Origin of the sequence: Kosakonia oryzendophytica (genome assembly GCF_027886705.1) — a bacterium.
Classification (GTDB): domain Bacteria; phylum Pseudomonadota; class Gammaproteobacteria; order Enterobacterales; family Enterobacteriaceae; genus Kosakonia; species Kosakonia oryzendophytica.
Map to the genome: position 1 here is coordinate 3,784,318 of NZ_CP115659.1, position 22,340 is coordinate 3,806,657.

General features: G+C 55.3%; 25 protein-coding genes. 10 read left to right on the forward strand and 15 right to left on the reverse strand.

The genetic code is table 11. From position 1 onward, the window contains the following. Positions 1 to 7 precede the first annotated feature (7 nt). The 6 genes from O9K67_RS18385 to O9K67_RS18410 all read right to left on the reverse strand — a co-directional run bounded on the left by O9K67_RS18385 (position 8) and on the right by O9K67_RS18410 (position 4,944). Positions 8 to 700, reverse strand: a complete 693-nt coding sequence (locus O9K67_RS18385) for a heavy metal response regulator transcription factor (protein WP_061496902.1) — start codon at positions 698 to 700, stop codon at positions 8 to 10. 154 nt (positions 701 to 854) lie between these two features. Continuing rightward, a complete protein-coding gene (locus tag O9K67_RS18390) occupies positions 855 to 1,187 on the reverse strand; it encodes a helix-turn-helix domain-containing protein (protein ID WP_061496904.1) in 333 nt (110 codons plus the stop codon). 130 nt (positions 1,188 to 1,317) lie between these two features. Beyond that, the gene (locus O9K67_RS18395) at positions 1,318 to 2,934 is read right to left on the reverse strand and encodes a methyl-accepting chemotaxis protein (RefSeq protein WP_271044615.1); all 1,617 of its coding nucleotides are present in this window, start codon (positions 2,932 to 2,934) and stop codon (positions 1,318 to 1,320) included. Positions 2,935 to 3,196: 262 nt separating this feature from the next. Beyond that, on the reverse strand, positions 3,197 to 3,505 hold the full coding sequence (locus O9K67_RS18400; protein ID WP_061496908.1) for a YciI family protein: 309 nt from the start codon (positions 3,503 to 3,505) through the stop codon (positions 3,197 to 3,199). 17 nt (positions 3,506 to 3,522) lie between these two features. After that, the gene (locus O9K67_RS18405) at positions 3,523 to 4,146 is read right to left on the reverse strand and encodes an FMN-dependent NADH-azoreductase (protein WP_061496910.1); all 624 of its coding nucleotides are present in this window, start codon (positions 4,144 to 4,146) and stop codon (positions 3,523 to 3,525) included. A gap of 30 nt (positions 4,147 to 4,176) precedes the next feature. Further along, positions 4,177 to 4,944 (reverse strand): alpha/beta hydrolase, encoded by a 768-nt coding sequence (locus O9K67_RS18410; protein ID WP_061496912.1) that lies wholly within the window; start codon positions 4,942 to 4,944, stop codon positions 4,177 to 4,179. A gap of 128 nt (positions 4,945 to 5,072) precedes the next feature. Here O9K67_RS18410 and O9K67_RS18415 point away from each other — a divergent pair, with 128 nt between their 5' ends. Further along, positions 5,073 to 6,083, forward strand: coding sequence for a GlxA family transcriptional regulator (locus O9K67_RS18415; RefSeq protein WP_061496914.1), 1,011 nt, complete (start codon positions 5,073 to 5,075; stop codon positions 6,081 to 6,083). Between the two features lie 80 nt (positions 6,084 to 6,163). Here the strand turns inward: O9K67_RS18415 and yjbE are convergent, their stop codons facing one another. Beyond that, positions 6,164 to 6,418 carry an exopolysaccharide production protein YjbE gene (gene yjbE / locus O9K67_RS18420; protein WP_061496916.1) on the reverse strand — a complete coding sequence of 85 codons (255 nt, stop codon included), beginning with the start codon at positions 6,416 to 6,418 and terminating at the stop codon, positions 6,164 to 6,166. A 301-nt stretch (positions 6,419 to 6,719) separates the two neighbouring features. Between yjbE and O9K67_RS18425 the strand changes: the two genes are divergently transcribed. Next, positions 6,720 to 7,286, forward strand: coding sequence for a LuxR C-terminal-related transcriptional regulator (locus tag O9K67_RS18425; RefSeq protein ID WP_061496918.1), 567 nt, complete (start codon positions 6,720 to 6,722; stop codon positions 7,284 to 7,286). A gap of 634 nt (positions 7,287 to 7,920) precedes the next feature. After that, positions 7,921 to 8,772, forward strand: coding sequence for a Vmh family MBL fold metallo-hydrolase (locus tag O9K67_RS18430; protein WP_061496920.1), 852 nt, complete (start codon positions 7,921 to 7,923; stop codon positions 8,770 to 8,772). A 39-nt stretch (positions 8,773 to 8,811) separates the two neighbouring features. Here O9K67_RS18430 and O9K67_RS18435 read toward each other — a convergent pair whose 3' ends face one another. Continuing rightward, the gene (locus O9K67_RS18435) at positions 8,812 to 9,696 is read right to left on the reverse strand and encodes a LysR family transcriptional regulator (RefSeq protein WP_061500091.1); all 885 of its coding nucleotides are present in this window, start codon (positions 9,694 to 9,696) and stop codon (positions 8,812 to 8,814) included. Between the two features lie 162 nt (positions 9,697 to 9,858). On the opposite strand from O9K67_RS18435, the gene O9K67_RS18440 reads away from it, so the two are divergent. Together O9K67_RS18440 and O9K67_RS18445 are read left to right on the forward strand one after the other, a co-directional pair. Then, a complete protein-coding gene (locus O9K67_RS18440) occupies positions 9,859 to 10,092 on the forward strand; it encodes a KTSC domain-containing protein (protein WP_061496922.1) in 234 nt (77 codons plus the stop codon). Between the two features lie 103 nt (positions 10,093 to 10,195). Beyond that, entirely contained in the window at positions 10,196 to 10,294 is a 99-nt protein-coding gene (locus O9K67_RS18445) for a YoaK family small membrane protein (RefSeq protein ID WP_139109644.1), read from the forward strand. Positions 10,295 to 10,302: 8 nt separating this feature from the next. Here the strand turns inward: O9K67_RS18445 and O9K67_RS18450 are convergent, their stop codons facing one another. Next, positions 10,303 to 11,538: an MFS transporter gene (locus O9K67_RS18450; protein ID WP_061496923.1), complete on the reverse strand. Its 1,236-nt coding sequence runs from the start codon at positions 11,536 to 11,538 to the stop codon at positions 10,303 to 10,305. A gap of 204 nt (positions 11,539 to 11,742) precedes the next feature. Between O9K67_RS18450 and eitA the strand changes: the two genes are divergently transcribed. The 4 genes from eitA to O9K67_RS18470 all read left to right on the forward strand — a co-directional run bounded on the left by eitA (position 11,743) and on the right by O9K67_RS18470 (position 15,610). After that, positions 11,743 to 12,753 (forward strand): siderophore ABC transporter substrate-binding protein EitA, encoded by a 1,011-nt coding sequence (eitA, locus tag O9K67_RS18455; protein WP_061500094.1) that lies wholly within the window; start codon positions 11,743 to 11,745, stop codon positions 12,751 to 12,753. Further along, a complete protein-coding gene (locus tag O9K67_RS18460) occupies positions 12,750 to 13,790 on the forward strand; it encodes a FecCD family ABC transporter permease (RefSeq protein WP_061496925.1) in 1,041 nt (346 codons plus the stop codon). Before eitA ends, O9K67_RS18460 begins: the two co-directional genes overlap by 4 nt. Further along, a complete protein-coding gene (eitC, locus tag O9K67_RS18465) occupies positions 13,787 to 14,545 on the forward strand; it encodes a siderophore ABC transporter ATP-binding protein EitC (RefSeq protein WP_061496927.1) in 759 nt (252 codons plus the stop codon). Before O9K67_RS18460 ends, eitC begins: the two co-directional genes overlap by 4 nt. Before the next feature lie 132 nt (positions 14,546 to 14,677). Then, on the forward strand, positions 14,678 to 15,610 hold the full coding sequence (locus tag O9K67_RS18470; RefSeq protein ID WP_061496929.1) for a nucleoside recognition domain-containing protein: 933 nt from the start codon (positions 14,678 to 14,680) through the stop codon (positions 15,608 to 15,610). Positions 15,611 to 15,658: 48 nt separating this feature from the next. Here the strand turns inward: O9K67_RS18470 and O9K67_RS18475 are convergent, their stop codons facing one another. Then, on the reverse strand, positions 15,659 to 15,949 hold the full coding sequence (locus O9K67_RS18475) for a YciI family protein (RefSeq protein WP_061496931.1): 291 nt from the start codon (positions 15,947 to 15,949) through the stop codon (positions 15,659 to 15,661). A 129-nt stretch (positions 15,950 to 16,078) separates the two neighbouring features. Here O9K67_RS18475 and O9K67_RS18480 point away from each other — a divergent pair, with 129 nt between their 5' ends. Further along, the gene (locus tag O9K67_RS18480; RefSeq protein ID WP_061496932.1) at positions 16,079 to 16,942 is read left to right on the forward strand and encodes a LysR family transcriptional regulator; all 864 of its coding nucleotides are present in this window, start codon (positions 16,079 to 16,081) and stop codon (positions 16,940 to 16,942) included. A gap of 62 nt (positions 16,943 to 17,004) precedes the next feature. Here the strand turns inward: O9K67_RS18480 and O9K67_RS18485 are convergent, their stop codons facing one another. Genes O9K67_RS18485 through O9K67_RS18505 form a run of 5 tightly spaced genes read right to left on the reverse strand, consistent with a single transcriptional unit; the run spans position 17,005 to position 22,291 of the window. Further along, positions 17,005 to 18,519: an ABC transporter substrate-binding protein gene (locus tag O9K67_RS18485; protein WP_061496934.1), complete on the reverse strand. Its 1,515-nt coding sequence runs from the start codon at positions 18,517 to 18,519 to the stop codon at positions 17,005 to 17,007. Next, entirely contained in the window at positions 18,500 to 19,534 is a 1,035-nt protein-coding gene (locus tag O9K67_RS18490; RefSeq protein ID WP_061496936.1) for an ABC transporter ATP-binding protein, read from the reverse strand. Before O9K67_RS18490 ends, O9K67_RS18485 begins: the two co-directional genes overlap by 20 nt. Then, the gene (locus tag O9K67_RS18495) at positions 19,534 to 20,514 is read right to left on the reverse strand and encodes an ABC transporter ATP-binding protein (protein ID WP_061496938.1); all 981 of its coding nucleotides are present in this window, start codon (positions 20,512 to 20,514) and stop codon (positions 19,534 to 19,536) included. The genes O9K67_RS18490 and O9K67_RS18495 overlap by 1 nt, the downstream gene beginning before the upstream one ends. Beyond that, entirely contained in the window at positions 20,511 to 21,356 is an 846-nt protein-coding gene (locus O9K67_RS18500) for an ABC transporter permease (protein WP_061496940.1), read from the reverse strand. Before O9K67_RS18500 ends, O9K67_RS18495 begins: the two co-directional genes overlap by 4 nt. After that, positions 21,353 to 22,291, reverse strand: coding sequence for an ABC transporter permease (locus O9K67_RS18505; RefSeq protein ID WP_061496942.1), 939 nt, complete (start codon positions 22,289 to 22,291; stop codon positions 21,353 to 21,355). The genes O9K67_RS18500 and O9K67_RS18505 overlap by 4 nt, the downstream gene beginning before the upstream one ends. Between the last annotated feature and the right edge of the window lie 49 nt (positions 22,292 to 22,340).

A 22,340-nucleotide genomic window follows, 5' to 3' on the forward strand; every position in this document is an offset into this window, starting at 1 on the left:
AAAGAGATCAACTTGCTTTACTCTCCTGACGGGTTTCCAGCACATAGCCCATGCCGCGCACGGTGTGTAACAGTTTAATCGGGTAAGGGTTATCGACTTTCGCGCGCAAGCGTTTGATCGCCACTTCAACCACGTTGGCGTCGCTGTCGAAGTTCATGTCCCACACCTGTTCGGCAATCATCATCTTCGACAAGATTTCGCCCTGATGGCGAGCCAGCAGACTTAACAGCGCATACTCTTTCGCCGTCAGTTCCAACCGCTCGCCGCCACGTGTTACACGCCTGGCCAGCAGGTCGAGATGCAGATCGTGAATATGTAATTGGGTGATATCGGCGCCATCGCCGGGGCGACGACGTAACAGCGCCTGAATACGCGCCACCAGTTCAATCAGGGAGAACGGTTTGGGAAGGTAGTCATCTGCGCCATGACGCAGCCCTTTAACCCGCTCTTCCACCGAACCCCTGGCGGAGAGCATTAACACTGGCGTCTGTTTGCTGGCGCGCAAGCGTTCAAGGATCTGGTAACCGTCCATGCCGGGTAACATCACATCCAGCACGATGGCATCATAATCGTACTCCAACGCCATATGCAGCCCTTCGCCCCCGTGAGCCACCACATCCAGCGTGAACCCTTGTTCACTTAACGCCCGATTGATATAGGAGGAGGTTTTCTCCTCATCTTCAATTAACAGCAGCTTCATCTGCGTGCCTCCTTCAACTTTTCGGCACCTGCCGTAAGCACAACCCCAGGCCTGATTCTAGCGCCTGGGGACTGACAATTTGCTGACATTTTTTTCGTGTTTTAACGCAAGGACATAAGCCAGTGATTAATCACCTGTCGCACGGTTCAGGAGGTTACTGCTGATGATGCCGCCGCCATACGCCGGGCGGCATATGGTATTTGCGGGCAAACGTCCGGGTAAACGTCTGCTGTGAGTCATAACCGTATTTCGTTGAGATGGTCATGATCGACGCTTCGGTGCTGAGCAGTTCCTGTGCGGCGCTTTCCAGCTTCTTATTGCGAATGTAGATGCCTAACGGCACCTGCATCACTTGCTGGAAAAGGCGTTGCAGGTGCCATTTTGAATAGCCCGATCGCATGGCGACATCGCCAATTCGCAGCGGTCGGTCGAGGTTGTCATCAATCCACTGCTGGATCTCATGTATGACAGTGTGTTGCATACCCATGATTGAAGCCTCCTTCAAAAGGAGCTTCCACCTTAACGCAGGGATACTGACTCAAAAGTGACGAGAAAATGATAATTTTGTCAGAATTGTTAAACCTGCGCGACACGCTGGCCGCGCAGGCTCCGGGAGGTCAGGCATCCGCCAGCGCAGAGACCAGCCGGGTGGGTTGATTACGGGGCGGCGTGTTGTCAGTTCCCCGTTGATCGGTACGAAACACGCTCATCAGCGCAACCAGATGCTGCGACTGATCGCGCAGATTGTCTACCGCCATGGTGGATGCCCCCACCAGCGCTGCGTTTTGCTGGGTCACTTTATCCAGTTGGGCAATGGCGTCGTTCACCTGCCCCACGCCCAGTTCCTGCTCCTGAGTGGTGGTACCAATCTGGTTGATCATTTCCGCCACCTGATACGACTGCCGCACCAGCTCGCCAATGGTTTCGCCCGCGTTATTCACCAGCGCGGAACCGTTGTCCACCCGCTCAAGACTGGCCTGAATAAGCCCTTTGATCTCTTTGGCCGCCGTGGCGGAACGCTGTGCCAGCGAGCGCACTTCCCCGGCCACCACCGCAAACCCTCGCCCGTGCTCCCCTGCGCGCGCGGCTTCGACGGCGGCATTCAGCGCCAGAATGTTGGTCTGGAAAGTAATGCCGTCGATAACTGCAATAATTTCGCTGATTTTGCGCGCACTGTCGCTGATCTCTTCCATGGTGTGAACAATATCGGTAATCGCTTCACCACCTTTGGCAGCAATCGCACTGGCGGCCGTGGCCTGCTGGTTTGTGCTGCGTACCGTGTCCGCATTCTGGCGAATGGTCTGCCCGATTTGCTCCATTGAGGCTGCCGTCTGTTGCAGGCTGGCCGCCTGCTGTTCCGTACGCTGGCTGAGATCGGCGCTACCCAGCGCGACACCGCTGGCGCCGTTGGAGATCAGTTCGCTGCTTTCTCGAACCTCGGTCACAATCCGACTCAGGCTTTGTCGCATCGCCTCCATACCGGCAAGCAGGCTGCGGCTATCTCCCGGCGCCAGCGTCACACGGGTAGCCAGATTACCTTCGGCAATATCGCGCACCACACGCAATGCATAGGCCGGTTCTCCACCAAGCTGCCGTTTAATGTAGCGGGTGGCAAACCAAGCAATCGCCACGCCAAGCAGCGCCGCAATAGCCGCGCAGACCAGCAACAGATCGCCGGATGTCCGGGCACTGCTTGTGGTGGCGGTTGCCGACGAGGTGGTGCTGGCCTGCTGACGGGCGATCATGGCGGAGATCTCATCAAACAAGCGCGCTTGCGCCGGCTGGAGTTTATCCACGGCCATCGATTGCGAATCCAGCATCTGGCCGTTTTTCGCCATACTGACGGTCTGGCGCACCAGCGCTACGTACTCCGTCTGGCGCTGTTTGACCTTCTCCAGCCTCTGCTGAAGTTCACCGCCCTGAATCGTTTGCTGCAACTGCGCCACCAGCGCTTCAATCCGCGTGATGGACGCAGCGGTCACTTTCTCTTCAACGTCCTGCTTATCGGCATCATCCTGAAACACCATGATAAAGGTCGCCTTGGTGGCGTTGTTGAGCGTATCTTTCAGCTCCTGCATCGCCAGCAGGTTAGTCAGATGGTATTTCTCGTAATACTGAATATGCTGGCTGGTATTTAATAAGGCGCTACGACCAAAAAAAGCGACCAGAAAACTAATAATAATAATGGCGGCAAATCCGGTGCCCAATAACGCACCGAGAGAGATGGGTTTCATGGTTGGCATATATCCCTCATATTATTTCATCTGTTCCCCAACGAAGAGCGTTCAGGCTGTGCTGATTCACTATACGAAGCCCCAACCTGCGCGGAAAATATGAAATAGCGATGGGTTAGCACTCAGCAAACGTGAAAAGTGAGCACCGAAAAAGGATAAACACACAGACAATATAAACGAACGAGGCGAGGGCACTGCCAGTCATTATTCCTCTGAAATGCGGGAAAAGAGGGGGCGTTGCACTCCCCTCTTTTCCGCTCAGTCAGATTTTTTTCGCGTTTGTGGCCCAGACGTCAGGGAAGGCAGACGAACAGACAGCGGGATCGACGACCAGAATATCGACATCCACCAGCCCGAATGTCACAAAAGGATCGCGGTGTATCTCTTTTTCCAGCGCGGTCAGTTCATCGGCATAGGCCAGAATAAACCCACCTTGTTTATTCTGTAGCGGCCCGGCAAAAATGACGTTGCCCTTTTTGATCATCTCCGCCAGCCAGATTTTGTGCGCACCGAGATGGTGGCCTAATGCCTCGGGATCGCTGCCGTATTTCAGAGTAATGGCATATAACATGATGGCATCCTTAGCAATTATTGGGGTGGCAGGGCAGCGATAACCGAATCAATAGACGCGAGAGCATCTTGCCTGTTTTGACGCTTAACCTCTTCCCCTTTGGACATCCCTTCCGCCCGGATATAAAAGAGATCCTGAATACCCAGGAAGGCAAAAAAGCCTTGCAGGTATTTTTCATGAAAATCCAATGCGGCAAAGGGCGGCTGTAAGTAAAAACCTCCGCGCGCCGAAACAAGAATGATCTGCTTTCCCCCCGCCAACCCTACCGGGCCTGTGGAGGTGTATTGAAAGGTTTTTCCCGGCTGGGCGATGCGGTCTAACCATGCCTTTAATTGGGTGGAAACGGAAAAGTTATACATTGGCGCACCAATCACAATCAGCTCGTTGGCCAGAAATTCATCCACCAGCGCCTGTGACACCTGATGTTCGGGCAGCGTTTGCGATGCGTCTGTACCGCCAACCGGACGAAACCCCGCGGCAATGTCCGCAGTTAAGTGCGTAATGGGCTGATGCACCACATCGCGATAGGTGACCTGCGCATTGGGGTATTTTTCTTTTATTTTCCTCACGGTTTCGGCGGAAAGATGGCGGGTAACGGAATCCTCCGCCAGAATGCTTGAGTCGATATGCAGGATCTTCATGATGTTCTCCGGTTATACATTCAGTCATGTTTATTTGAAGGATTGCGCAGCAGCATCAATAAAATCCGCCACGGCATCGGGGTGAGAAATCATCGACAGATGCGAAGAGTAAAGTCGCGAGACGCGGGCCTGCATCTGCTGCGCAATCTGTGTCTGTACCGGGGTCGCTAATGCGCGATCATTTTCCGTAATCAGATACCAGGAGGGCTTATTTTCCCAGGCAGCATGGCTCACCGTTCCCTGAAAGGCGGCCACATTGATGGGCTGCTGCACCGCCGCCAGTTCGCGTGCTTTCGCTAACGGAATATCGCCCGCCATCACCGTGTGGAATTGTTGCGGATCGTCTAACCAGACCCAGCCATTGGCATCGGGCGTTAAACCGCGCATTGGTGCTTTAAGTCTGTCGAGCAAGCCGTTAACCGACTCTCCGCTCGCCGGTGCTAACGCCGATAAATAGACCAGCCCGCGCACGTTGCGGCTATTGCCCGCCTGGCTTATCACTGCGCCTGCCCATGAGTGTCCGACAAGCAAGACGTTGCCCGACTGACGATCCAGCACGCGCTCTGTCGCCCGGACGTCATCCTCAAGGGAGGTTAACGGGTTTTGCACTACCGCGACGTGGTAACCCCTGCCCTGTAACCGCTGAACAACCGCTGACCAGCCTGAGCCATCGGCAAACGCACCGTGCACCAGAACGATGTTTTTAATCACTGCCGCCTCCGCCACACCCGAAACCGCCCCCAGTAACACGGCACAAGACAGCATGGCCCTTCCCCAACCGCGTAAACGATGCAACATACCCGCCCCCGACCTGTACTGGTCACGTTTTCAACAAGATGACGCTATTTTATGCACGGCGAAAAGCTATGGTAAGATGGCGAAATTGACAATAAACAGGCAAAACCCGCCAATTCAGGAGAACAGTCATGCAGATTGCCATTATCGCCACGGAGGGCAGCATGATGTCCGCGGTAACCGGCCTGGCGGATATGTTCTGGATCACCAACCAGTCACTACCTGCCGGTGAGGGCGATTTTCCGCATCCGCGCTTTGACAGCATCATTGTCAGCCATGACGGCAAACCAGTGCGCGATGCGCAAGGGCGTACGATTCCGGTGGATCATGCATTTGCCAGCGTGCCCGCCCCCGACATCATCCTCGCCTGTGGTATGGCGCTGGGGACGGACAGGCTTCCCGCCAGTCCCATCAACACGGCTGCCGACTGGCTACGTGCGCAGTACCAACGGGGGGCGATTATTGGCGGTGCTTGCGCCGGGGGATATATGCTGGGTGAAGCGGGTTTACTGGATGGCAAAGCCTGTGCAACCACCTGGTGGCTGTATCCCACCTTCCGCCAGCGTTACCCGCGCGCGAAAATGGTCTGGGGAAAGCCGCTGGTTGAAGATGGCAACATCATTACCACTGGCGGGCCATTATCCTGGGCCGATCTGGCGCTGCATATTATTCGTCGCCAAGCGGGAAAAGACGCGGCGCGTATTGCCGCTGATATGGCCGTCGCTGACAGTCAGCCTCTCTCACAGCAGCTCTATGCGCCACGCGGCTTTCTGAATGCCATTGACCCGATGCTATTGCGGGCGGAACAACTGATTCGCTACGACAATCCGGCCATCACGGTGGAACAACTCGCCAGCGCACTGAACCTGAGCCCACGCACGCTGCACCGCAAGCTGGCCGGGTTAACGCAGGAAAGCCCCAGGCATTTTATTACCCGTGTTCGCATTGAGTCTGCCTGCCTGTTGCTGGAAAACCCCACCGCCAATATCCGGCATATCGCCGCGGCGTGCGGTTACAGTGAGGATACGGCGTTCAGAAAAGCATTCGTCCAGCTTATGGGCATGACGCCTGCACAATATAAAAGATGGGTAGCCGACAGAAACAGCACGCAACCACGCATTGACCCGCAGGAGGAACCATAAAAAAGGCAGACGTCGGTCTGCCAACGGTCATCCCTGGTAGGACAACAAAAGAGCGCATAAACCGCGCTGACTCACCGCTTTTACGGTGTGGTCGAGGTCGTGGTGGTGGTACTGGTATTTGTCGAGGTGGTGCTGCCATCGTTGCCGCCCCCCATCGATAATAAAAGCACGCCAGCAACGCCCACAACGATAGCCGTGCCGGTTAATGCAGAACTGCCAATTGCAATGTCCGACGCCTGACTCCCGGCGGCGGTGCCTTTTTCTGCCGGCGCGGCGTAACAAATTTCTGTCAGTGTTAAAGTGAAAAGTAAAATAATGCATTTTACAGGTAACATAATGCTCGCCTCACTTTTTATTAATTTCGTAATTACTCTAAAACGGTATTTCCGAAGCGGATCGCAAATTAAGACATTCCTTGACAATATGAAAACAATTGGGAGATTCCTCAGTTTCTTTCACAACTGGAGGGTATTTCACAATTTGTCACAAAATGAAATTTAAGAATATCCTCAGTTAACAACATTTAAACGATATGATACAGATCAAAGAAGAAAGATAAGAACGCCAAAATAGCCATTAAAAAGGCAAGTTATAAATTACACAGGCAAATTTCCAGACGCTCCGGGAGGGTGTAACATGGAAAGAAAAATAGACGTCATATTATGCAAAATAAACTGCTCATACACAAAGAAAGGTATTATTCAACTCGCCAAAGAGATACGACACGGCAGCGGTTTACAGGTTGCCATTAACTTTACCGCTCCGTATTCCAGTCGGTATATTCTGGCTGTCACCAAAGGCCATTTTACACCGTTTACGCTGGTCGATTCCCCCGTAATAGTTATACCGGATAAAATACCGGTAGAGGTATTACTGGATATACTTACTGAGTTTATATATGGCCGCGTAAGCAGCCACGTTAAAACGGTCAGGCTTGGCCGTCAGGAAGTTGCAATACTGAAAGAGATGATTTTTGAAAAAAGTGACGATGACATATCCAACCTATTAAAAATCAACAAAAAAACCGTTTCCTCACACAAGGACAATATCAAAAAGAAAATTTCCGCCAATTCGAAAATTGATATTTTCTATGCTTTCAGTATCTTTTCGTTTGAAGATTGCGAACTGTCCTCAAGCGACGATGAAACACGCTACACGCAGTCCGGTTTTTTCCCAGAATATAAATATAAAATGGTATCCTGAATTTTCAATATAACTTGTATAGGGATTAACATTTCTCACCTGTCGTGCCGCACCCTTTGCTGTCATGATTTGGCTCAAGAAATGTTATGACCGATATTTGACTCAACAGCAGGAACGACATTAAGGCATCAGCAAGCAGATTGCTGATGCCTTTCCTGTTCTGACCAACAAATGTTAAAGTCACATGTGCTTTTTATGCAACGTAACCACCATACATGAACGTATAATTACCCACTCTTTTTCCGCGTTCGCCGTACGCCTCCCATTTCTCTGGCGCGTAACATTTGTGTATGCTTATAAAAGGAACAAACAATTAAAACGAATAACATACCAATCAAAACAAAGCCCATCATAATTATTTAGCCAATCCAGGTTGCTGTGACAGATAATTGTGCTGTGAGACATAAAGTATCGCAACCGCGCCATCATAAACCAGCCCGTAACCCGGTGGGTATATCGCTTTACCCTTTCTGCTTATAAATGAGCGAGATTTCCGCGCAAGCGAAGATAACCGCATTAGCCTGTATCTGATCGATTTATGAAACCCAGCATATCTCGTTTCAGGAATTCTCATCGCCAGCGTTCGGCCTAAAATAGGCCGCATCTGTAAAACAAAGACCTGAGGATATCACCGATGAACCGCACATTGGCCGGCATACTACTGACGCTGGCAGCCACTTCCGCCGCTGCCGCCCCTTTACACCTGGAGATGTATAACCCCCAGGAAAACGGCATTTTTGCCGTCTCATCCACGCTGGTTTCCGGGCCAACAGAGGCGATCCTGTTCGATGCGCAGTTCAGCGTACAGGACGGTGAAAAACTGGTGAAGATGATTAAAGCCAGCGGGAAAACCCTCAAAGAGATCGTGATCACCTCCGGCGATCCGGATTTCTATTTTGGTCTTGAACCGATTGTTAAAGCCTTCCCGCAGGTGAGCGTCGTCGCCTCGCCGCAGGTGGTAAAACATATTGAGGAGACCAAAGCCGCGAAGCTGGCCTTCTGGGGGCCACAAATGAAAGAAGGCGCACCACAGACCCTCACCGTCCCCCAACCGGTTGCTTCTGCGCGCTTCACGGTTGATGGAGAAACACTGGAACTTCGCCATCCGGACAGTTATGCCGCTTATGTCTGGATCCCGGCCAATAACGCGATCCTTGGCGGCACCGCCGTTTCCAGCGGCATCCATGTCTGGACAGCAGACACGCAAACGCCAGCAGCCCGTGCCGAATGGCGCCAGGTATTGAGTGAAATGCAGCGCCTTAAACCTCAGCAGGTGATCCCTGGTCACTATCTGGGCGCGCGCCCGGCGGGAGATGAGGCCATTCGCTTCACGGCGGATTACCTGCAACGCTTTGAACAAGCATTGCAGACCCATCGGTCGTCTGCGGAAGTCATCAAAACCATGACGCAGCACTGGCCGCATCTTGCGGAAGAGAGTTCGCTGACACTGAGCGCCAAAGTGAATACCGGCGAAATGAAGTGGTAACAAACGGGGCACATTGCCCCGTTTTCTGCATTAGCGCGGTCAGGTGGTGTGCCGCAATGCGTCTGCAACCGCCGCCAGAAACAGCGTTAATGCCGCGTGCTGGTGCTCGCGAGATTGATATAAACCATAAATGCCCAGTCGCTGCGGCTCAAGGTGCGGCAACACCGTGACCAGCGCCCCGCGTGCCAGCGCCTCACGGGCTTCCTGTTCCGGCACCAGCGCCAGGCCGCATCCGGCCACTGCCGCATCGCACAATACCGACGAAATCCCGGCGCTCAGGTTACCGTTTGCCAGCACCGTAAAGCGAGTTTGTGCGCTGTCGGTAAAGTGCCATGTCTGACCGGCGAAGCCGCTGTAATAAAGGCAGTTATGCTGTTCGAGATCCGCCGCACGCTGCGGTACGCCATGCAGGCGAAGATAGTCCGGAGAGGCGCACAGTACCGATCGGCACTCACCCAGACGCATCGCAATCGCGCCAGGCTCAGGATTATTGGTAATGCGGATCGCCAGATCAATACGTTCACCGATCAGGTTGACGGGTTGAGGGCTAATATCAATTTCAATTTTTAACGCCGGATAGCGCGCGAGAAATGCAGGCAGCACCGGCCCGACAATGTGGCTGGCGGTAAAGTGAGCGCAGGCAATGCGTAACGTGCCGGAAGGCGTTTCGCGCGTGGATTGCTGTTCAATATCCTCAAACAACGGCGTCAGTTGCCGCGTACGAAGAAGCGTATTTTCCCCTGCCGGGGTCAGCGTCAGACGGCGGGAGGAACGGTGGATAAGCCGCGCTCCGGCCCATTTTTCCATCTCGTCCAGGTAGCGGCTCACCATAGGCCGCGAAATGCCCAGCGCACGCGACGCGGCGCTCAGGCTACCCAGTTCGCAAATACGATTAAACACCACTACCGCCATGACCCTGTCCATATGCCCATCCGATCGTTTAACGAAACTTTTGCCGCATTGTTGCACAAAACAATCCTACCAAATCTTGTTGGGGTAAATCCTTGCGCTGACTGTAAATATTCACGACAACCTGCCGATAGGAGGGAGGTATTTTTAACAGTGATGTTTGCAGGATGAATGACCATGAAAAGACACCCTTTGAGCTGTCGTGCGCTAAAAGCAGCCGGGTACGATCCGAATTCCAGCGTGCTTGAACTTGAACACAGTAACGGACGCGTCGAGCAGTATCTGGGCGTACCGCCAAAAACCTGGCAAGGCTTTCTGATGAGTCACGATCAGGAGAAATACTTTCGGGACAATATCGCGAATAGTTTCTTAAAAATTGTCGTTGAACAGGCAAATTACAGCCGTTTCTGAAGCCTGAAACGATAAATTTGCCCGCCGTTGTGCTAACGTTGTCTCGCCGCAGACGACGCGGCTTCTCACGGCTTAATGCCGGTCAACAGCGTAAAGAGGGTGTATGAGAATCGGCATTGCTTTCCCCATTCTGGTTTTTATTGTCGCGGTCGCTTTTCTGGCGTGGTTTATCCTTGGCGGTTACGCCTCGCCCGGCGTCTGATACCGCACTCAGGCGCGGTGGAGGAATGGTCGGCAGATAACGACCATCGCCAGCGCGCTGAGTAAGGGCAACAACGCCAGCCATAGCCACGCAATGCTGGCCTCAACGGAAGGCGTCAGCGCATTATCCAGTTGCCCACCCAGCAAGAAATTCCCCAGCAGCACGGTGATCCCCCCCATCGACGACAACGCGCCGTAATGTGCGCCAAGGTTCTGATCGCCTGCAAAATGCGGGATCAAATCTTTCCCCACCGGGACAATCAACATCTGCCCAAGTGTGAGCAAGGTGACCATGCACGCGGCAGGCAGGTGGCGCTGCCAGTTATCCGTCGCGGGGAACGCGGCAAAGAGCGACACGCTAACAAACGAGGCGGCCAGCAGCGCAAATCCGATGGGTAATATGCGCGCCGCACCTATACGGCGGGCGATACGCGCCAGCGGCATCTGTAAGGTAATAATCAATATCGAGGCCAGCATAAACAGCGGGCCAAGCGTTTTTTCACTACTGCCGGAGCGGGTCAGTTCTACGGGCAACGCCAGATAGAGCTGATTGTAGCTAAACAGATAACTGCTCCAGGCCAGCATAAAGGCGACAAACCGCGGGTTACGAAACGTTTTCCACCACGGCAACACCTGCAATGTCTCTGCTTTGCCTTGCGTACGCGGCAGGCAGAAAAACAGCACCAGCAAGGCGATAACAAATACCCCAGCCCCCGCCAGCGCCACGCGCTGAAAGCCAAAGCCGGCCAGCAAGGAACCGAGCAGCGGCCCGAGCACTGTGCCCAGTTCACCGCAAATGGCAAAGAAGGCAAACCACTCGGCGCGGCTGCGTTTTCCCGCTTTTTCGCTTTCCGTTCCCGCCTTTGCCAGTAAGGCTTCAATCGCCGGGGAGAACAGCGCGCCGCCCACACCGGTTAAACACGCGCCCAACACCACCGGCGTCAGCGCGTCACCCAACGCCAGCAGCAAATAACCGCTGATTCTCACCAGACAGCCGCACAGAATAATCACCCGTGCCCCATAACGATCGGCGAGCGCTCCGCCGAGCAGAAACATCCCCTGCTGAGAGAATGTGCGTAAACCAATGATCAGGCCAATCAGCGACCCCGACAGCAATAAATCATCACGCAGAAAGATCGCCAGAAACGGCACCACGGCATAAAAGCCGATGTTGAAAATAAGCTGGCTACCGGCAAGCAGATAAGGCGATGTCCCTTTCGTCGGGGCAGAAAAATGAGCATGCATGCAGAAATCGTTAACCCTGTCAGGAAGGCGCAAAGGTGACTTTAATACCGGGTTCGCACGACACTGGCAACCCTTTCCAACATCTTAAAAAAGAGAGAACGCCGACCCCATCCCCCGTATTGACAAGCATTCTGCCGCTCGGTATAAGAGCCGGCATTAGAATGATTTTCATTTACAATGCTAATAATCATAAAGGTCATGCTGATGCCACTGTTTAAAAAATCGTTGTTTGCACTGGGGATGCTTTTCACCGCTTCTGCGCTGGCAGAAGCCACGCATTATCCGCTGACGCTGGATAACTGCGGTGTCCAGGTTACTTTCAACAAGGCGCCGCAGCGGGTGGTCGCGCTTGGGCAAAACACAGCGGAAATCATGCTGCTGCTGGGGCTGGAAGATAAAATGGTCGCCAGCGCGTTCTGGCCGACCAAAGTCCTACCGCAGCTGGCGGCGCAGAATGCAAAAGTCAAAGTGCTGACCGTTGAGATCCCTACGCTTGAGTCGATCATTGCGCAGGAACCGGACTTTGTGGCCGCGCAGTTGCCGATCCTGCTGGGGCCAGACAGCAAAGTGGCGAAGCGTGAAGATTTCGCCGCCATTGGCGCAAACAGCTATCTCTCTCCTGGCGTGTGCGCCACCCAACAGGATAACGGCGACATCTATGGTAGCCGGCACACCCTGTGGAACCCGTCGCTGCTGTATAAAGAGATTGACGATCTGGCGAAAATTTTCGACGTGCAGGCACGCGGCGACGCGCTGATCGCGCAGTTTAAACAGCGCGAAGAGGCGCTGCGCAAGCAGTTCAGCCACGGCAAGAAAAATCTCTCCTTCGTGTTCTGGTTCTCCAGCGCCTCCCCGTCTGCAGACGCCTATGTCGGCGGTAAGAACAGCGCCTCGGGCTACATTGCTAACCTGCTGGGCGGGCACAGCGCCGTCACCTCCGAAAGCGAATGGCCGACGCTCGGCTGGGAAAGCATTATCGCCACCAACCCGGATGTGATTGTGGTCTCCAGCCTCGATCGCAATCGCTGGGCACTGGATAACGCCGAAGAGAAGATCAAATTCCTGAAGAGCGATCCGGCAGTCAGCCAGCTTGAGGCGGTGAAAAAAGGACATATTGTGGTGATGGACGGTCAGGCGATGAACCCAACGATTCGTACACTGTACGGCGCAGAACAGGTTGCCGCCCAACTGGAGAAGCTGGGGCTGGATAAATGACCACGCCCTCCACGGCGGCGCTGAAAAATGCGCCGCTGATTCTGTTACTGCTGCTCTCGCTGGCATTACTGGCGCTGGTGATTGCCGTCAGCGTTGGTGTGGGTGAACTGGCGATTCCGCTCAGAACCACCTTTTACGCGGTGAGCAATAAACTGGGTCTCACCCACGAGCCGTTAAACCGCATTCACGAAACGGTGCTCTGGGATTTCCGCCTGAGTCGGGCACTGGTTGCCGCCTGTTGCGGTGCCGGACTGGCTATTTGCGGTGCGGTACTGCAAAGCCTGCTGAAAAACGCACTGGCGGAACCCTATGTGCTGGGTGTTTCCGCCGGGGCATCAACAGGGGCGGTGTCGGTGGTGGTGCTGGGCATCGGTACCGGTGCGGTGTCACTGTCGGCAGGCGCATTTGCCGGTGCATTTGCTGCCTTTCTGTTTGTCGCCGTGCTGACGAACGGTGCGCGCGGCGGCAATGAGCGCACCATTCTCGCCGGTGTCGCCGCTTCGCAATTGTTCAATGCGATAACCGCTTACAGCATCAGCACGTCGGCCAGCGCACAACAAGCCCGCGATGTGATGTTCTGGCTATTGGGTAGCTTTAGCGGCGTTCGCTGGCCGGAGTTCCAGCTGGTTTTGGTGGTCGTGATCCTGGGATTACTGGCCTGCTTGTATCACGCCAAAGCGCTGGATGCCTTCACCTTCGGTGATGATGCTGCCGCATCGCTGGGTATTCCTGTTGGTATCGTCCGGTTGATCCTCTTTTCCGTCACCGCGCTGATTACCGCGACAATCGTCAGTATGGCCGGTTCGATTGGCTTTGTCGGGCTGGTGGTGCCGCATGTGATGCGCTACTTCATTGGGCCGCTGCACCGGAAACTATTGGTGGCCTGTGCGCTGGCCGGGGCGATTTTAATGGTGCTGGCGGATATCGCCTCGCGCACGCTTATCGCGCCGCAGAGCCTGCCGGTTGGCGTGGTGACCGCGCTGGTGGGTGTGCCGTTCTTTGCCATTATTCTTTATCGTTCAAGGAGGTTTGCATGAGCATTAGCGCAAGCCGCCTTTGCTGGCGGGTCGGTAAAAAAACCATTGTTAACGACGTCTCCCTTGAGGTGCCCAAAGGGCAAACGCTGGGGCTGCTCGGCCCGAACGGCTCTGGCAAATCGTCACTGTTGCGCATTCTGGCCGGGCTACGCCGTCCGGATAGCGGCAAGGTGATGCTTGATGGCAGTGATATGGCGGCGTTGAAAAAGAAAGCGTTGGCCAGACGCGTGGCGTTTGTTGAGCAACATGCGGCGACGGAGGCTAATATCCGCGTGCGTGACGTGGTGAAACTGGGGCGGATTCCCCACCACTCACCGTTCAGCGCCTGGTCCCATCAGGATGACGAGATCGTCAGTGCGGCGCTGGCGAGGGTGGACATGCTGGAGCACAGCGAACAGGGCTGGCAAAGTCTGTCCGGCGGAGAACGCCAGCGGGTGCATATCGCCCGTGCGCTGGCGCAGACCCCAAGTGAGATTTTGCTGGACGAGCCGACTAACCATCTTGATATTCACCATCAAATCCATCTGATGCGCCTGGTCAGCGAACTGCCGGTGACCAGCATTGTCGCGATTCACGATTTGAACCATGCCGCCATGTTCTGCGATGCGCTGATCGTGATGCAAAAAGGGCAAATCGTGGCACGAGGAACGCCGGACGAAGTGTTAACGGAAGCGATGCTGGCGGACGTTTTCCAGGTAAAAGCGCGTATTGAGATCTCACCGGATCACGGCAAAAAGCATATCCATTTTTTATAAGACAAGGGCGCTGAGCGCCCTTTTTCCTGCCACGCCCGTTTACAGAAAATAAGTAAATACAATGGCCTGAACAGACCTGTCTGCCGGTTGCCGGGTGTACTATATCGGTGAAAACAGTCACCGGAGTCAGTAATGAATATCATTGAAGTCATCATGGCGGCGGGCAAAGTCTCGGTAGATGTCGCGTTATATACCTTGCTGCCGATCATGGTGGTGATGCTCATCATGATGAAATACCTGGAAGAGAAAGGCGTGCTGGATGCCATTGTTCGCCTTACTGCACCACTTCTGAAACCCTTTGGCATCAGCGGCATGGGCATTTTTGCGCTGATCCAGCTTAACTTTGTCAGTTTTGCTGCCCCCCTCGCCTCGCTGGCGCTGATGGAAAAAAGAGGTGCCTCTGACCGCCATCTGGCGGCAACGCTGGCGATGCTTTTCGCGATGGGTCAGGCGAACGTTTTTTATCCTCTCACCCCGTTTGGTCTGCACTGGGGAATGGCCATCGCCATTTCACTGGTCGGCGGTCTGGCCGCCTCCACCCTGACCTATTATGTGACCGGGCGAAAACTCTCACAGGTCACGCTGCGTGACGAGGAGAGCGAGCGGCAGCGGGATAAACCGCGCGCAGGGTTGATTGCCGTGATTAATGGCGCAGGCGCAGATGCGATTCGTCTGTCGCTGGGTTCCTTGCCGATGCTGCTGTTGTCGTTAACCGTGGTGGGATTGCTGAAAGCCGCAGGCGCGGTAGAAGCGTTAACCTCGTTGCTGACGCCGTTACTCTCCTTTTTCAATATCTCAAGCGTGTATGTGCTGCTGGCACTCACTAAGTGCATGGCAGGCGGTACCGCCTATTTTGGCGTGGCGTCTGAAATGGTGCAGCACGGCCAGCTCACGGCACAGCAAATCAACGCCTCTGCGGGGTTCCTGGTACAGACGCTGGATTTACCCGGCATCGGCATCTTTTTAGGCATCGCCAGCCGCTTTGTCCGGCTGTTTCGCTTTGCGCTGCCCGGCGCGATTGTCGGCATCTTAATCCGCACCGTTTTGCATGTGGCGGTGTTTTAACACGCAAGGGCACGCGATGTGCCCTCACCCAGCTATCACCGTGCAGATCTATTTTGCCAGCGCAGCCGTCATCCCGGCGGTGCATTTGACCGGGTCGAATTCAACGACCTCATAATCGGCGATCCCTTCCCGGTAAAAGGGATCGTTTTGCAAAACCGCATCCAGCGTCGTACGCGGCAGCGCACGGGTTAAAATCACGCCGCCGCTGCGCGGATTCATCGGGCCGGAAGCCAGAAAATAGTTCTTTTCATAGCCCTCATCGAGAAACGCGCGGTGCGCTGCAACAACGTCATCCACCTGATTTAACGACGTCTTATATTTCAGCATGACAATAAACATCAGCGTACTCCTCTGTGTGAATGGTTTATTTTCAATAGGTTACGTATTCAGTGTTCATGCCGATAATATTGAGGTTAACTATCCACTCTGGCCAGTGTCATTTTTAACCCAGTTGAGACCCAATTTGTTGTGGACATAAAACTGCTGCGTTCGTTTGCCGTTGTTGCCCAGCTTGAACACATAGGACAGGCGGCAGAAAGGCTGAATATTTCGTCATCGCCGCTGAGTCGGCAAATTCAACTCCTTGAAGATGAGCTCGGGGTTGTGCTCTTTCATCGTGAGAAAAAGCGACTCCATTTGACGACCGAAGGTGAGAAATTCCTCGATGAAGTGGGGCCTTTTCTTCAGCACTACGATCGTCTGAAAGAACATGGAAAGCACCTTGGTCGGGCGAATACCGGACGGATTGATATCGGCTATGTCGAAGCCGCCATTCACTCCCACCTCCTGCCCGATACTCTTGCCGCATTGGATTTATCACCCGATATCGACATTCGTCTGCATGCCATGCGTTCAAAAAAACAGCTTGAACAGCTACAGGATCGGGTCATTGATATTGCGTTTTTACACACGCCGCCCGCCGCAGACGCGCCTTTTTGTCAGAAAAAGATCTTCAGCGAACCCGTGATGCTGGCGATGCCGAAAGCGAAAGCCCTTCGCGATCCAACGCCCGACGGGCTGCATAATCATCCGTGGATAGCAGAGCAAGAGAGCCTGAACCCGGCAGCACGCCGGCGTTTACTTGAGGCATGTCAGAAAAAGGGCTTTACGCCGCGCATCAGCCTGGAGGTGTGCGGGCCACTGGCCGCGCTGTCATGTGTCGAAGCGGGGCTGGGTTTTACCTTCATTCAACAAAGCCTGGCGTCTATTGCATCGGATAATGTGACAGTCGTTACGCTGCCGTGGCTACCGCTTGACGTGACGCTGCACATGGTATGGAGAAAAGAAGAAACAAAACCGCTGGTGCAACGTTTCCTTGCGGCTTTCCGTTAACGCCTCTCCCCGGTTAGCAAACGCCTGCTAACCGGGGACACGCCGCGCTTTCAGGCTGGCGCTTATTTCTTCACCGTATCTTCCAGGAAGAAACGCCCCAGTGGGTTCTGGTAGAAACCGTCGATATTTTTCCGGGTAACGTTGCGGTACGGGCTGTAATAGAGATCGATCCAGTTCACGTCCGCTTTCGCCATTTTTTGCAGGTCGATATACATCTGCTCGCGCTTTTTCGCATCCATTTCAACACGGGCGGCCGCCACGAGCGCCTTCACCGTGTCGTTTTTATAGCGCGTCATGTAGTTCATGTTGGTGTCATGGCCCAGCACAAAAGTGGTCTTCTGGTCCGGATCGAGAATATCGTTGGTCCAGTACATCACCGAAATATCGTACTCACCCGCCACCAGCATATCCCAGCTCTGGCTCGGATCGACTTTCTGCAGATTTGCCTTCACGCCCGCTTTCGCCAGTTGCTGTTGCAGCAGGATGGCGATTTGTTCGTCCACCTCGTCCCCTGCGTTCACCACATAGTTCAGCGTCAGATCCGACGCCCCCGCAGCTTTCAGCATCTGTTTGGCTTTTTCCGGATCGTAAGCGCGGCGCAGGTTATCGTTGTAGTGATAGACCGCCCCCGCGGGGATATACGAATTCGCCACCTGACCATAACCAAAGGTCACGGTTTTCACGATGGCCTCTTTATCAATGGCGAAATCCAGCGCCTGACGCACCTCCACGTTGCCCAGCGCCCCATGTGAGTGGTTAATCAGCAGATGATCTTCACGGGTTGAGGGATCTAATTCCACCTTCAGATTGCCGTCTTTTTGCAGCGACGCAATACGCGAGAAGGGCACCGTCAGTGCAGCATCCAGCTCCCCGGCCTGCACTTTCAGCATGCGGGTGTTGTCATCCGGAATGGTTAACCAGTCCACTTCATCAAGGCTGACATTTTTCGCCTGCCAGAAGTGTGGGTTCTTCACCAGCACGATTTTTTCGCCGCGCACCCACTCCTTGACGCTAAACGCGCCGGAACCCACCGGTTTTTCCGCAAAGGTTTCCGCCCCTTCTGTTTTTAAGGCTTTCTCGGAGATGACCGACGCGTTTGGCAACGCCAGTTGCGACAGGAACGGCGCAGACGGGGATTTCAGTGTCACCACCAGCGTACGCGGGTCCGCCGCTTCGGCGCTGGCGATAATGCTGTAAGAGTCGCGCCACAGCGATCCGGCATCATCCCGGATGCGCAACAAGCTGAACGCCGCATCGCTGGCGGTAAGCGGTGTGCCATCGGAAAATTGGGTATCGCGAATTTTAAAGGTATAGACCTTGCCATCCGGTGAAACGCTCCAGCTTTCCGCGACGCCGGGCTCCAGTTTGGTGCCGGTTTTATCCACCCGCACCAGCGGATCGAAAACGTTGGAAAATACCCAGTTGTCGGCGTTTTGCGCCGATTTGATCGGATCGAAGGTGGTACTGTCTTCACGACGACCAATGGTTAACACCCCGGCCGCCTGCGCCATTTCGCTCACCACGCTCAGCGCAAGGAACACGCTGGCCGTCAAAAACTTAACATGCTTGTGCTTCATCAAAGGATCCCTCAGTTAAAGGAAAAACCGTCTTATCGCCTGCATGCGTGAGCACACAGGTCCAGGCGTGATCGGCTATCTGCCGGGTGGGAGGAGCGTCGGTGCGACACTGCACCTGCGCGTAAGGGCAGCGCGGATGAAAAGCGCAGCCTTGTGGAACAGCAATCGGACTCGGCGGCTCGCCACCCAGCGCCGTGTCCGGTAACGGTTTATCCGGATCGATTTCCGGAATCGCGGCAACCAGCGCCGCGGTATAAGGATGACGGGGCCGGGTAAATACCGCTTCCGCAGGCCCCTCTTCAACAATGCGCCCGAGGTACATCACCGCCACCCGATCGCACAAGCGGCGGACAATCGCCAGATCGTGGGCGATAAACAGAATCGCCAGCCCCATTTTGTCGCGCAGATCCATCAGCAAATTGACAATTTGCCCCTGAATCGAGACATCCAGCGCGGCAACGCACTCATCCGCCACAATCAATCGGGGTTCAATCGCCAACGCGCGGGCGATCCCTGCACGCTGACATTGACCACCACTCAACTGCCCAGGTCTGGCACTGGCCTGCTCCGGGCGTAACCCTACCAGCGTGAGCAGTTCCGCCACCCTGGCTGCGACCGCATGGCGTGGGACTTTTTGATGAACCCGCAGCACTTCGGCAATGCTTTCGCCCAGCGTCTGACGCGGATTGAGCGAGGCAAAAGGATCCTGAAAAATCATCGCCGTTTGCTCACGTAAACGTGCCACGTCGCTCTTCAGGCCGTGTGTAATACGGTGTCCATCAAAACGCACGTCGCCTGCGGAAACTCGTTCAAGCTGTAATAACGCCCGGCCAAGCGTGCTTTTGCCGCTACCGGACTCGCCCACCAGACCGAGGGTCTCCCCGGCATGAAGGGCCAATGTCACCTGGCTCACCGCCTGGACGACGCGTTTTTTACTTAGCAGACCGCCGGAAACCGGAAACGTCACTGAGACGTTATCCGCCTCCAGCAGCGGCCAGGTGGCAGAAGTGGACATTATCTCTCCCGGTGTGTAAGTGGCTGTAAAGCGTGATGACAGGCCGCCGCATGGCTCAGACTGTCGCGTCTGGTCAGCAACGCAGGTTGGTGTTGGCAATCAGCACTGGCCCGCTGGCAGCGGGGATGAAAACGACACCCCACCGGAAACCGATCGGCCATCGGCGGTTGCCCATCAATGGTGACAAAGCGCCCCTTCCCGCCGTCGCTTAACGGCTGGCAATCAATCAGCCCGCGAGTGTAAGGATGCAGCGGCTGCGCCAGCACGTCGCGTTTGCTGCCCACCTCGCACAGCCGCCCGCCGTACATCACTGCAATACGGTCGCAGGTTTGTGCCACCACGCCGAGATCGTGGGTGATCATGATCATCGCCACCCCCAGTTGCTGACGCAGATCGCTCAGCAGGCGCAGGATCTGCATCTGTACGGTGACATCGAGTGCAGTTGTCGGTTCATCGGCAATCAGCAGCGACGGTTCCGGTGCCAGCGCCACGGCAATCATCGCCCGCTGGCGCATACCGCCCGAAAACTCGTGGGGATAGTTGTTGACCCGATTTTGCGGATCCGGAATGCCCACCTGGCGCAACAATGCTTTAGCGTCCTCTCGCGCCTGCGCCCGGCTGACGCCAAAATGCAGGCGGCGGCTCTCCGCGATCTGATCGCCAATTGTCATCACCGGGTTAAGGTGGCTGGCGGGATTCTGGAAAATCATGCCAATTTCTCGCCCACGCACCGCCGACATCTGCGCTTCACTGAGCGACAAAATATCCCGCCCGCCGAGCACCACTTCGCCGCCAGTGATCTGCAACCCCTGGCCGGGGAGCAAACGCATCAACGCCCGGCAGGTGACCGTTTTCCCGGAGCCGCTCTCCCCCACCAGCCCCAGCATCTCCCCGGCGTTCAGTTGAAAAGAGACCTTGTCCACCAGCGCAATACCTGGTGTGCGGGAAATGGTTAACTGCGTTACCTTCAGCAAGGTCATACTCGCTCTCCCAGTTTGTCACCCAGGCCATCGGCAATCAGGCTGAACCCCATGGCGAGCAGGACGATCGCCAGCCCCGGAAAGGTGGTTATCCACCATGCGGTCGTAATAAAGCTCTGCCCTTCCGCCACCATTACCCCCCACTCCGCTGTGGGCGGTTGGACACCCAGGCCGAGGTAACTGACCGCCGCACCGTTCAGCAGCACCAGCACACAGTCCGACATGGAAAACACCACTGCGCCAGTCAGGGCGTTCGGTAACAGATGGCGAAACAGAATACGCGAATGCCCATAACCAAGACTGCGTACCGCCAGAATGAAATCCCGCTGTTTTAGTGTCAGCACCTGCGCACGCACCAACCGGGCGTAAGAGACCCAACCCACCATCGCCATGGCGATATAAAAACTGCCAAGCCCTGGCCCGAGGATGGCGATGATCGCCAGCATCAGCACCAGAAACGGGAACGCCAGCACAATATCGATAACCCGCATGATCGTTGCATCCGCCAGGCCACCGAGATACCCCGACAGTGCGCCAAGCGTGGTGCCGAGCATAAAAGGGAACAGCACCCCCAACAGGCAGATTTGCAGATCCACCCGTGCGCCCCATACCACGCGGGAAAAGATGTCGCGACCGAAGTTGTCCGTGCCGAGCAGATGAACACGGCCCGGAGGCAGTAAACTGGCGGCGGCATCCTGCGCAATGGGATCAAATGGCGCCAGCCAGGGTGCCAGCAGTGCGGCCAGCAGCCATAAGCCCACGATGATAATCCCGGCGCTGAGCGCATGCTGACGGGGCAAAACCCGACGCCGTAAACCGGCAATCGCCGCTATCGCATTCATAGTGTTACCCTCGGATCCAGCGCCACCGTCAACACGTCCGCCAGCAGATTGACCATCACCGTGGCCAGCGCAAAGACCATCACCACCCCTTGCACCACCATGTAATCGCGGCTGAAAATCGCTTTCACCAGCAGTTGCCCCAGCCCCGGAATGGCAAACACGCTTTCAATCACCACCGTACTGCCAATCAGCCAGCCAATATTGACTGCCAGTAAGTTGAGAGTCGGCACCAGCGAGTTGGGAAAGACATGACGCCAGAAAATGCGGTTTTCGCGCTGTCCGCGAGCTCTGGCGGCAATCACATAATCGCTGTTCATCTCCATCAGCAGGCTGGCGCGCAGGTTACGAATCAGCACCGCTGACAGCGCCAGCGCCACGGTCAGACAGGGCAATGCCATATGGTGCAATTGGTCGGTAAAATCGCTGCCGTAGCCCGACACCGGGAACCAGCCCAGCACCACACTAAAAACGATGATCAGCATGATGCCAAGCCAGAAGGCGGGAAAACCCAGCCCGGCGGTGGTGAACAGGCGAATGCACTGATCGGCGACTCGTCCTCGCTGCCGCGCCGCCAGCGCCGCCAGCGGTACGGTCAACAACACGGCCAGCACGACGCTGCCGAGTACCAGCCACAGCGTGGGCTCAATGCGCGAGCTGATGAGTTTGAGCGTATCGACGCGGTAAACGATGGATTTGCCTAGTTCACCCTGTAACAGATTGCGCAGAAAGTAGCCGTACTGTACCCACAACGGTTCATCCAGCCCGAATTGCGCACGAATGCGCGCCAGTGCCTCCGGGGTGCTGCGCACGCCCAACAAAATACGCGCCGGATCGCCGGGGATCGCCCGCACCATCGCAAACGTAATGATGCTGATCCCCAGTAATACCGGCAGCAGTTGCAGCGGGCGGAATAACAAAAATCGGTAACGATGCATCAGCGAACTCCTGTGGTGCAGCATGTCGGAAGCGGTAGAAAAAGCGCCC